Genomic DNA, 11,110 nt, shown 5'->3' with positions numbered 1-11,110 from the left:
CCACACAACCTTATTGGCAACGTCCGGGTCGTTCGCGTCGATCAGCGGGAACGGCTGGCCGGCGACATAGCCGACGACGCTGCGCTTGTCCTGGGAGAGCCGGACCTGCGCGGAGTACTTCTCGGTCGCATCCTTATACGGTGGCGGCCAATCGACCCGCTCGGTCGGCACGATCTTCATGGTCATTCCGTGAGTCACCTTGTAGTAGACTCCCGGCGAAACCAGGTCCTGAACCTTGCTGGCGTTGTCCGGGGTAATGAACTCGCCAGGTTTGACTGCCGCAAAACTCGGGGTGCCAAGGGCGCCGAGCGCGCACACCGCCAGTGCGGCAGCGACCGTCTTAAACCACGACGGTCCTGTCTTCTCGCTATGCATGCTTTCGAACCTCCAAAGAGACTATGGGCGGTCCTAAACCGCCGTAGTGATCCCCCTAGAGTATGGGCGAGCGCAAAACCAAGCAACCGGGACTACAATCAAAATTAGCCGGAAAACCACACAATTCTGACATTTTCTTCCAGAATCGCTCATGGACGGCGGTTCATTCGTGCAGTTCAGCTTATGTAATGTCGAGCGGGCGTGAACTTTGCCACATAGGCTCACCGCGGCTTAAGGCTCTGCGCGGACAGCTAGCTCCTGAGACGAATCGCCCCCACCCACCCTCCGTCGTCAAAGAAGCTCGTCCAGGCGTAGACCGAGAAGAGGCGAGGCCGGTCCGGGAGTGAGCCCTCGCGTGCGAATCTCGTAATTTTGACAGCTGTTGGTGAGCTTAGAAAAAAGCAGGGCCGCGCACCGCTCCGCTTTTCTGCTCGTAACCGAAACGCCAGCCAGTTTCAGGAGTTAGGGTCGAGACCCCATTTCTTCTTGTTCTCGGCGATTTGCTCTGGGGTGGGATGCTCTTTCTGCTCGAAGGCTCTCACCTTGAACTGATCCATGATGTCGACCATCGCGTGATTCAGATCGATATCGTCCTTGAGCGGGTCGGGCACCCCGGGCTCTTCGAAAATCGCCTGCCATGGACATTCCGGCTCGCAGGCGCCGCAATCGATGCATTCGTCGGGATGGATGTAGAGCTGGTTGGGAAATTTCTCGGTATCCGAGCCGGTGTATTCATAGATGCAATCGACCGGGCACACACTCACGCATCCGGTGTCGATACAATCGCGGCAAAGCCGGGTAATCGTCCAGGGCATCAGTCATCCTCTCCTATTGAGCAGGCCATCCACCATAAACTATATCGGCATAGCGCGCCGGCAGGAAAGCCCGACGTCACGCAGCGAAATGATCGTTGCGCCGCGGAGAGTTGGCGCGGAGGTATGAAATATGGCTAGCGAGAAAACTTCACCAGCCGACGTCCGCACCGAAACGGATTCCATGGGTGCGATCGAGGTCCGCTCCGACCGATACTGGGGAGCACAAACGGAACGCTCACTGCTGCACTTCGCCATCGGCAATGACCGGATGCCGCGCTCGGTGGTGCGTGCCTTTGGCCTGCTCAAGAAGGCCGCCGCGGAGGTCAATCGCGATCTGCACAAGCTGCCCGCCGAAAAAGCCCGTCTCATGATCGAGGCCGCCGATGAGGTTGTCGCCGGTAAACTCGACGATCACTTTCCGCTGCGCATCTGGCAGACGGGCAGCGGCACCCAGACCAACATGAATGCCAACGAGGTAATTTCCAACCGCGCGATCGAGCTGGCTGGCGGCGTGCTCGGCAGCAAGAAGCCCATCCATCCCAACGACGACGTCAACATGTCGCAGTCCTCCAACGATACCTTCCCCACCGCGATGCATATTGCCGCTGCTGAAGAACTGGTGCACACCCTGCTCCCGGCGGTTCAACGTCTGCGCGATTCACTCGATGCCAAGGCGCGCGAGTTCGCCGATCTCGTCAAGATCGGGCGTACTCACCTGATGGATGCTGTCCCGCTCACGCTGGGGCAGGAATTTTCCGGCTACGTGGCGCAGCTCGATGCCGACATCCGCCGCATTGAGGCTGCGCTTCCGGACATCTATGAGCTGGCAATCGGTGGGACTGCGGTTGGTACCGGCCTGAATACGCATCGCGAGTTTGCACAGCGAATGGCCGACAAGCTCGCCGCATACACCAAGCTGCCTTTCACCAGCGCGCCCAACAAGTTCGCGGCGCTCGCCGCACATGATGCGTTGGTGATGGGCTCAGGTACCTTGCGCACGCTCGCGTGCTCGCTGATGAAGATAGCCAACGACATCCGCTGGATGGGTTCGGGTCCGCGCTGCGGGCTCGGCGAACTCACGCTGCCAGAGAATGAACCGGGCAGTTCAATCATGCCGGGCAAGGTCAACCCAACCCAGAGTGAGGCAATGACGATGGTGTGCGTCCAGGTGCTGGGCAACGACGCGGCGATCGCGATGGCCGGCACGCAGGGAAATTTCGAGCTCAACGTGTTTAAGCCCATAATCATTCACAACTTCCTGCACTCGGTGACGCTGCTCGCGGATTCCTGCACCTCGTTCACCAAATATTGCGTCGAGGGAATTGAGGCGAACCGCGAGCGCCTGGCGCACTATGTCAGCGACTCTCTGATGCTGGTCACCGCGCTGAGCCCCCACATCGGCTACGACAATGCCGCCAAGGTGGCCAAGAAAGCGCACGCCGACGGCTCCACGCTGCGCGAGGCCTGTATCGCGCTGGGCTTGCTCAAAGGCGAGGAATTCGACCGCTTGGTGCGGGCAGAGAAGATGCTCAGCCCCGACGAATGACGCCGGTCTGGACCCGCCCGGGCATGGTTGGGGGACTGCTCGCCGCCGTCTTCTTGCTGCTTGGCGGCTCGCCAAACGGCTGGTCCGCCACGCCCGCGGCCGGCGACCTGCAGACGCCACCCTTGCAGGACGGGAAACCGGTCAAAGTCGCGGTGAGCCTACACATCATCAACATCGCCTCCATCGATGAGGTGAAAGAGCAATTTGAGATCGATAGCTACCTGATGGCGGGTTGGATCGACCCGCGGCTTGCGTTTACGCCGACCCGACCGACCGACCAGCATCGCCAGTACAATCGAGCCCAGATCTGGATCCCGTCCTTTGAGATGGTCAATGCCGTCGTTCCCCGTGAACGCTACGACACCTCGGCAGAGGTCGACCCTGATGGCTCGGTCAGCTACGTCGAACGCTTTCACGCGGTGCTGTCGTCGAAATTTATGCTCCGGCGCTTTCCGTTCGACTCACAATCGCTCTTGATCATCATGCACCCGTACCTGCGGCAGCAGCGACAGGTGGAGTTCACAGCGTACAACCGCGAGGTGTGGGCTACGCGCGAGTTCACCCAATACAGCTCGCTTGCGCAATGGAACCTGCGGACCGTGGAACTATCGATTGGCACGTCGGAAGTGTATCGCGGCAAGCGGATTCCGGAAGCGCGTTTTACGATCACCGTCGAACGCCGCTACGCCTTCTATCTGTGGAAAGTGTTTCTGCCGCTGTTGCTGATGGTGGTGCTGTCGTGGGCGGTGTTCTGGATCGAAGCGCGCGACCTCTCCAACCAGGTGCAAATCGCGATCACTACTATCCTGACCGTGATCGCGTTCGCGTTTGCGATTTCCGCGACCATGCCGCGAGTGCCCTACCTAACCTACATAGATGCGTTCTTCCTTGTCTGCTACGTGTTCGTGTTCGCGGCAATCGTGGAGCTGATGGTGGTCCACCTGTCGCATCGCCATGAGAGATCCACCGACCTTGGGATCCGTATCCAGCGAATCTCGCGCTGGTCGGTGCCGCTAGCGTTTTTGGTGACCAACCTGATCCTGATCGAACACTTTCTCGTCGGGTGACGATTGGAGTTTGCCTCCTCGCGTCCTGACCAAAAAGGTGGCGGTATGCAATCGGGTCAAGCAGTGAGGACTCGCAGACGCAGCCCGCTAGCGGCGCTCCCTTGCTCGTCCATTGATCTTCGCCTGGGCCGCAGCCGACCTGTCGGCTGAGAGCAGCGGCTAAACCTGGCCAGCTTACGGTTTGTTAAGTATCGTGACGCGTCCGGGCGTTTCGCATCCGTCCAGAATGCCATTTCCCCGAAAACCGCACTGATAAAACCCCAGCACCGCACAACTAACGTGTCATTTGCTTGCGGTTTGAGCTGTTATGAACTGGCACCGCACGTGCTCTATGAAAAGTCGACCCGTTGGAGGTGAACCAAGATGACTTGGCTAAGGTTTTTCAGGAAGCTTCTCCCAATCGCGCTGGCGGCTGCGGCTGCACTAGTCATGTTGATACCAATGAGCGCGTCGGCCGGCGACTGGAATCATCACAACCAAATCGCCCATCAGGCGTGGCTGGCTCGACACCAGAACTGGTCTGGCGGATGGCACCGTTTTCATGCCGCTGCCCCAGCTTATGGATACGCGCCGCGAGCTTACGGATACGCGCCGCAGGCGGTGATTCCCGCCGCGCGGGCGTACGGCGCGGGTGTACCGGCATACACCACCCCATATGCGGCCGGAGCCTATGGATCGGGCAACGGACCGTGCGGCAATCTCAGCCGCCTTCAGAATGTGTACCGCCACGACCGTGCGACCGGACATCCTCTGGCGGCTAATGACGTTGCGCGTCAGATGCGGGGCGGTGGAAACGGCTGCGGGGGAATGGCTTCAATAGCTCCCTACGGCGGTTACGCATATGGGCAGAATGGCTCAGTCTTCGCGCCCCTGATGGGTAGCCTGCTCGGCGTGCGGTAACGAAAAGCTCTGGTCTTCCGAAGTCGTAAGCAAAGCGCCTTGAATCCTTCGAGGCGCTTTCTTTTTCAAACCTCCGTGGGCGGTTTGGGCCGGTTGAGGTGACTCAGAGTGATGGGCAGAAGTCGCGGAATGTCGGACATTCACAATCGTCGCAGTCCTGGTCCGCTCACTAACTTGAGTCTCGCTTTCTGACCCTCCCCCAGCAGGCTGGCGAACCCGTCCAGCAGGTTCTCCAAGCAGCCGCGGCAATCAAAGAACTAGTTGGTCGGCGGCTCGGGGTAGACTCGGTCCGGATCGATCGATACCATACCCAATAGGGTATTGGATTATGAGCCATACGATCAAGGAAAAAGCCAAACTGCTGGCGCGAGTGCGCCGGATGAGGGGACAGGTCGAGGCGGTGGAGCGGGCGCTGGAACAGGAGAAAGGATGCGCTGCCGTGTTGCACCTGGTGGTCGCCGCGCGCGGCGCTATGAACAGCCTGATGGCTGAGATCATCGAGGATCATATCCGCGAGCACGTCGTAGATCCGGCACGCGAGCGGAGCACCAGCCGGTCCCGGGGCGCCGAAGAGTTGATAGAGGTCGTGCAGGCCTACCTGAGGTGAGGCTCACTTGGCCATGGAAACCTTGACTGCGCGGGACCGCACCGCTCAGATCGCCCAAGGCCCTCGCGAGCATGAATCCACGCTCGGCCTCGGGTGGGTCGAGGCCATGCGGTTTCTGACCGTCGCGGCGGTGGCCGTGCTGATGCGATTTCCGGTTGGCCGGCCGCTTCCGCACCTGAGCCTCATCGGCATTGGGGCCGTGCTCATCGGCGCATGGCCAATCTTTCGGGAAGCGGCACAAAATCTCGCAGCCCGGCGCATGACCATGGAGCTTTCCATGAGCATTGCGATTTTGGCGGCCGCCGCCATTTCCGAGTTTTTCACCGCACTAATCATCACGCTGTTCGTGCTCGCCGCGGAGGTGTTGGAAAATCTGACCGTCGCACGCGGGCGGCGCGCGATTCGTGACCTCCTCGATTTTCTGCCGCGCTTGGTCGTGGTGCGGCGCGCGGGAAACATCTGCGAAGTTGGCGCGGATGAGCTTTGCGCGGGAGACCAGGTGCTGGTGAGCCCCGGCGGCGCGATTCCGGTCGATGGGACCGTAACCGGCGGCCGTTCCTTCGTGGACCAATCGAGGATTACGGGCGAGTCGATGCCGGTTGAAAAAATACCGGGATCGGCGGTCTTCGCAGGAACCATCAACCAGTCGGGCGCGCTCGAAATTCGCACCGATCGAATCGGCCGGGACACGAGCTTCGGAAAAATCATCGAGGCGGTGGAAGCCGCCGAGCGTTCGCGCGCGCCGGTGCAGCGCATCGCCGATCGTCTGGCCGGATTGCTGGTCTATTTCGCTCTGGCCGCGGCGGCGCTGACGTTCTTGTTTGCTCGCGACCTTCGTTCGACCATCTCGGTGATCATCGTGGCAGGCGCCTGCGGGATCGCAGCCGGCACGCCGCTGGCGATCCTGGGGGGAATCGGACGCGCGGCGCGGCTGGGTGCGATCATAAAGGGAGGACTGTACCTAGAGATTCTCGGCCGGGTTAATAGCGTGGTGCTGGACAAAACCGGGACCTTGACCTTCGGCCGCACCGTCGTGCAGGCGGCTTTTCCATTCGGGGGCGCGTCTGAGAATGAGCTGATTTCCGCGGCTGCCTCGGCGGAATTACGCTCCGAGCATCCGCTGGGTAAGGCGATCGTTGCCTACGCCGCGGCCAAAGGAATCGCGGTCGAAGAGCCCGAGCGTTTCGACTCCAGCCCCGGGCTCGGAATCGTTGCCAAATTCGGTGCCACGACGATCCTCGCGGGAAACCGCTTTCTAATGAGCGAACATCAGATCCCGATTCCAGGAGATTCGGGATCGGGCACCAGCGGCGCGTCGGAGGTGATGGTCGCGCGCAACGGCCAATTCCTTGGCACGGTTACGATCGCCGACACCGTTCGGCCCGAGGCGCGCCACGCCATCAAGCAATTTGACCGCATGGGGCTAAGGACGCTGCTCCTCACCGGCGACGCCGAGCCGGTAGCAAGGCAGGTCGCCGCCCAGCTCGGAATAATGGACTTTGCGGCCGAGCGGCTGCCCGAGGACAAGCTGGCGCGAATCAGCCATCTCAAGCAGTCGGGACGCGTGGTCGCGATGGTCGGCGACGGAATCAACGACGCACCCGCCCTGGCCGCGGCCAGCGTGGGCGTGGCGATGGGCTCGGGAACCGATGTCGCGCAAGAGAGCGCGGGTATTGTGCTGCTGGGAAATGACTTGCGCAAATTCGCAGACACCGTGGAAATTGCCCGGTGGACGCGAAGGATCATTTGGCAGAACTTTGCCGGCACTATAGTAGTTGACCTGGCTGGAATGGCACTCGCTGCCGCAGGGCTGCTTGACCCGAGCTTGGCGGCCTTCATTCACGTTGCCTCTGAGATGATGTTCATTCTGAACTCCGCACGCTTGTTTCCTCACCCAGAGGTAATGAGCAAACACCTCGACCGCGGCCGCGAATCAGGCGAGATGGCGGTGTCAAAAGCCGCATAAACCCTGGGCAAGGAAACGAACTCAAGCTGGCAATTTGGAGTTTATATGGAACACAAGCACAAAACGTTTCATCTCGAACTCGCCGAACTACGAACTAAAGTCAGTGAGATGGGAGAACTGGTTATCGAGCAGCTCGAGCGAGCGCTCGTGTGCCTGAAGGAACACAACGTTAGCGACGCACGCACAATTACCGAGCGGGACATCAACGTGAACCGAATGGATATTGAAGTGGAAGAGATATGCCTGCAGGTCCTTGCCCTTCATCAGCCGGTGGCCGGTGACCTCCGCTTCATAACCGCCGCGATGAAGATTACCACTGAACTGGAGCGCATCGGCGATCGCGTCGTCAACATCTGTGAGGCGGTAGCTAATGGCGACGCGCCCGATCCGGTTTCAACCGACGCGCAGGTCTTGCAGATCAGCAAGCTTGCCACGGGGATGGTCAGTGATGCGATGGCGGCTTTTTCACGAAGCGATGCTGCTCTCGTAAAGTCGGTGTGGGAAAAGGATAAAGAATTCGACGACCTTTACAGCCATGTGTTTCCGAACCTGATCACCTCGTTAGCAAAGGACCCCGAGCGAATTGCCCGAGACGCGAAATTGGCCCTATTGTCGAAAGACCTGAATGAGATCTCCGAGCACGCGACCAATATCGCAGAAATGGTTATGTTCATGGTCGAGGGGAAGGAGCTATCTCACATGGACCGGTACGAGAGGCGGCCGCGGACCGATTAGCCGCAGGAACGCAAACGCCATGAAAGACACAGAAGCCAAGGCTAGAACGGCGATCGCGCTGCTGCGCGAGGGCCTGAGAGAACTCGATTTCCAGCGCCTCGCGAAAGCTTCCAGTGAGTTGGTGAGAAGCGGAGTGCTCGAATCCAGTCATGGAATCGAACTTTCCAAGACGGTGGGCTTCCTAAGACATGTCTTCCACGACGTCGAGGAGTGGGAACGCGAGCACCCCTCCGGTTGATCGGGAAGTTTGCGGTACGAGCGTTCGTCCTGTCAGGTTCTGGGTCTGCCAGTCACACGGGGTGAAACCGGTGGACCCTTATCGGGGCTCACCAGCGTCAGTGGAGGGAGTTCCGGGGCCTTTCAAAGCCGAAAGATGAAGTGGGCGCCTGACCGGCGTCCACTTCACTCGGGCAGTCAATTTTGCCGAGCCAACCAGCTTAGAAGGGAAGCCCCGGAAGAACTTGGGTGCCTTCCTGCGTCACCGCCTGCAGACTACTCGGAGCAAGTCCAAGGGCTTGCAGGATCGTGGGAGCGACCCCAGCGGTCGCAACGGGGGCAGAAATCGTCGCACTGGACAGCCCCGGGTTCGAGACCAGCAGGATAACGTTGGTGTCGTCATGGCCGAACCCGCCGTGCTCGGCGAGCTTCTTCGTGCTGTTCGAGTAGGTCACGCCGATATTGGGGGTAACAATGATGTCCGGCGTGCGCGGGTCCCCGTTAGGTGGCAGACCTGGAGTGTTGTAATTGAGGCTCAGCGTGGGCCCCGAGAAAATTATGCCGATGCCGGCAATGTTATCCGCCAGCGGCAGAGCGGGCGAGGCTTTTTCCAGTTCCGCCACCGCCGTCGCGGTGTTGGCCGAGTCCGCAAGCCAAAGCAGCGCCACATCGTCCTCGGTCGGTCCAATCGCGCTATTCTCCGAGGGCGCCAGGAAGCTGGCCAGAATCGTAGCTGGATCGTTGGGCGACCCGTTCGCATTGTAGCGGCTGCTATCTATCGGTGACTGCCCATGTTTGGCGGTTACGATGAATAGGGTCGAATCAAGCAGACCCTGCTTCGTTAGCTCGGAGACCATCATGCCGATCGACTTGTCAACAAATTGGATCTCTTTGAGCAGTGAGGGACTCGGCGTTCCGATTGAGTCGAGATAACCGCCTTTCTCGCTGTAACCGGACGCGACCGCGCCGTGCTGGTAGATCAACTTCTGGCCGATACTGACGGCCTGAAAGTTCATACCGAAAATGTTCGGGACTTTGGTCGTGGCAGTGCCGTTGTGGTTTTTGCCGTCGATCTCGTTGAGGATGGCCTGTACCTTCAGCCCATCGTAGCACTGGATGTTCTGGAAGCTGCCGGTATAGTCGTCCGCTGCCCTCACCGCCAACAGATCGGGAAGCGGAGTGCAGCCAGCCACCTTGATGTCGCTGGACACGTAGTCTGACGAATTGGAATTGATCTCGGGCGCGTAGTAGTCGTCGACATTAGTATCGACGTTAGTCCCGGTTGGGCCACCCACCGACGAATAGGAAGGGTGTTTGTCGGACCAGGCGGTATAGCCTCCGGCGGCGTGAATAACTCCGAAAATCGTGTTGACGCGGACAAAGTTCCACGGGTAGACCGGATTGCAATTCCCGTCGCGGACGAGGAAGAGCGGTTGGAGCGAGGCCACTCCGCCGTCCCCGGTGGGCGCGCCACCGTTGAGCAGGTTCTTATTGATCGAGATACCCTCGTCGTATTCGGTAGTGGTGCCGGGCGGCGTACCACCGGGTGAACAACTCCCGCCGGGATTGCCATTGCCAGAAGTCCGCGCCGGCGGAAAGAATGACCGATCAAACGCAACGTCGTAGTAGACACCCATCGACTTCGGGGATCCTCCACTGACTATTGACATCAGTCCAGGAAATGAATCCGAGGGTTTCGAGGTGGAGGAGGCGACATAGTTGACCCCCTGCAATGCCGCCAGGTTGGGGCAATAGGGGGTACCGCCATTCACCGTGCTAAGACCGGTCGCGCAATTCGCGAAATCCACCGCGTGCATGCCGTCGACGCTGAGCAGCAACACGTGGGAGATGCTGGGCGCGGCGGCCCGTGCCTGCTTCGGCATTGGCGCGATCAACGCCAACGCAAGGCCGCCAATGGCTACCCAATCCTTAAGGTTCTTGTCCATATGTTCCTCCCTGTTTTAATAGCCCGAAAGATGGAAATAGCACCAAGATATGACCGTTTCATGTGAACGAGATTAACCCCGCCTTAAGAGCCTCCAATTGCCCCTTTTGCACGGTAATAGTATTAGTCGTGCTGACCCTCCTTACTGGGCGAACACTTACTTTAGCGCCGGTTGGCTCCAGCAAATTTGTCAACAAGATGCGATTCTGAATCACAGGAAGTCGGAAACCTGAGCGCTACCGGAATGGTGCTTATATAATAATGTAGCGACACGGTCGCGAGCCGTTGACTATTGTGAGGATGAATCGCGGCGGCGCCTGGTGTCCAAAGCGCTCTTTCTGACCGGGAATGCCTTGGCAGTTTGTTGGCATTGGCCGATCGTGAGTGCCGCGTGTCGGTGAAAACATGAATAACCATCTGATTGATATGCTTGACAATCCGTTTGCATCATAGATTGTTCCGTGGGTGTCAAACGCCTATTCGCGCATCTAGCGATCTGTCGCGTTAACGCACATCTAACTATTTTCTCACGCAGGAAACACAATCCTGGAAATAGAGGACATGTATAGTGCTCCTCCTCGAGCGACGGGTTGAATCGGCCCCGCGGGAGGAACGATCACATGGTAAAAGCACTATTCTCGAGTTGGCTCAGGAACAATTACTCTGCATTTTACGGGACCATCCTGTTCAGCATCGTTGTAGCCCTGATACCGGCCAACGGTCTGACCCAGGTTGTGGCGACGCCGCCCTACTCGGTCACTACCTTCGCGACTGCGCCAAGCGGTTTGAGCGCTCCCGACTCGGTAACATTTAGCGCCACCAATGTGTTCATCGGCTATGGCAACGGAGGTGCGCCGGATGGTTCAGGCGGGGCAATGAGTAATGTCGTCGAGTATGATTTCAAGGGAAATATCATAAATAACTTTACCATCGTCGGT

Annotated in this window: 11 protein-coding genes; 8 read left to right on the top strand and 3 right to left on the bottom strand. The window is 59.1% G+C overall.

Annotated elements, in window-relative coordinates:
• Together VGI36_10555 and VGI36_10550 are read right to left on the bottom strand one after the other, a co-directional pair.
• The coding region (locus tag VGI36_10555; GenBank protein HEY2485582.1) for a DUF1329 domain-containing protein at positions 1-375 on the bottom strand (375 nt) is incomplete at its 3' end.
• 455 nt (positions 376-830) lie between these two features.
• Complete coding sequence (locus VGI36_10550) at positions 831-1,190, bottom strand: ferredoxin family protein (GenBank protein ID HEY2485581.1); 360 nt, start codon at positions 1,188-1,190, stop codon at positions 831-833.
• A 130-nt stretch (positions 1,191-1,320) separates the two neighbouring features.
• Here VGI36_10550 and fumC point away from each other — a divergent pair, with 130 nt between their 5' ends.
• The 7 genes from fumC to VGI36_10515 all read left to right on the top strand — a co-directional run bounded on the left by fumC (position 1,321) and on the right by VGI36_10515 (position 8,249).
• Positions 1,321-2,736, top strand: coding sequence for a class II fumarate hydratase (gene fumC / locus VGI36_10545; GenBank protein HEY2485580.1), 1,416 nt, complete (start codon positions 1,321-1,323; stop codon positions 2,734-2,736).
• Positions 2,733-3,803, top strand: coding sequence for a hypothetical protein (locus VGI36_10540; GenBank protein ID HEY2485579.1), 1,071 nt, complete (start codon positions 2,733-2,735; stop codon positions 3,801-3,803). The genes fumC and VGI36_10540 overlap by 4 nt, the downstream gene beginning before the upstream one ends.
• Positions 3,804-4,166: 363 nt before the next feature.
• Complete coding sequence (locus VGI36_10535) at positions 4,167-4,703, top strand: hypothetical protein (GenBank protein HEY2485578.1); 537 nt, start codon at positions 4,167-4,169, stop codon at positions 4,701-4,703.
• Positions 4,704-5,031: 328 nt separating this feature from the next.
• Positions 5,032-5,310 (top strand): metal/formaldehyde-sensitive transcriptional repressor, encoded by a 279-nt coding sequence (locus VGI36_10530; protein ID HEY2485577.1) that lies wholly within the window; start codon positions 5,032-5,034, stop codon positions 5,308-5,310.
• Between the two features lie 13 nt (positions 5,311-5,323).
• The gene (locus VGI36_10525) at positions 5,324-7,276 is read left to right on the top strand and encodes a cation-translocating P-type ATPase (GenBank protein ID HEY2485576.1); all 1,953 of its coding nucleotides are present in this window, start codon (positions 5,324-5,326) and stop codon (positions 7,274-7,276) included.
• Between the two features lie 45 nt (positions 7,277-7,321).
• Positions 7,322-8,011: a phosphate signaling complex protein PhoU gene (phoU, locus tag VGI36_10520; protein ID HEY2485575.1), complete on the top strand. Its 690-nt coding sequence runs from the start codon at positions 7,322-7,324 to the stop codon at positions 8,009-8,011.
• A gap of 19 nt (positions 8,012-8,030) precedes the next feature.
• Positions 8,031-8,249, top strand: coding sequence for a hypothetical protein (locus VGI36_10515; protein ID HEY2485574.1), 219 nt, complete (start codon positions 8,031-8,033; stop codon positions 8,247-8,249).
• 199 nt (positions 8,250-8,448) lie between these two features.
• Here the strand turns inward: VGI36_10515 and VGI36_10510 are convergent, their stop codons facing one another.
• A complete protein-coding gene (locus VGI36_10510) occupies positions 8,449-10,173 on the bottom strand; it encodes an alkaline phosphatase family protein (protein ID HEY2485573.1) in 1,725 nt (574 codons plus the stop codon).
• Positions 10,174-10,792: 619 nt separating this feature from the next.
• Here VGI36_10510 and VGI36_10505 point away from each other — a divergent pair.
• Positions 10,793-11,110 (top strand): hypothetical protein (locus VGI36_10505; protein ID HEY2485572.1); only part of this gene is annotated, 318 nt, incomplete at its 3' end.

This window comes from Candidatus Binataceae bacterium (assembly GCA_036495685.1).
Lineage (GTDB): Bacteria > Desulfobacterota > Binatia > Binatales > Binataceae > JAFAHS01.
This window is presented reverse-complemented; position numbering and strand designations above follow the sequence as displayed.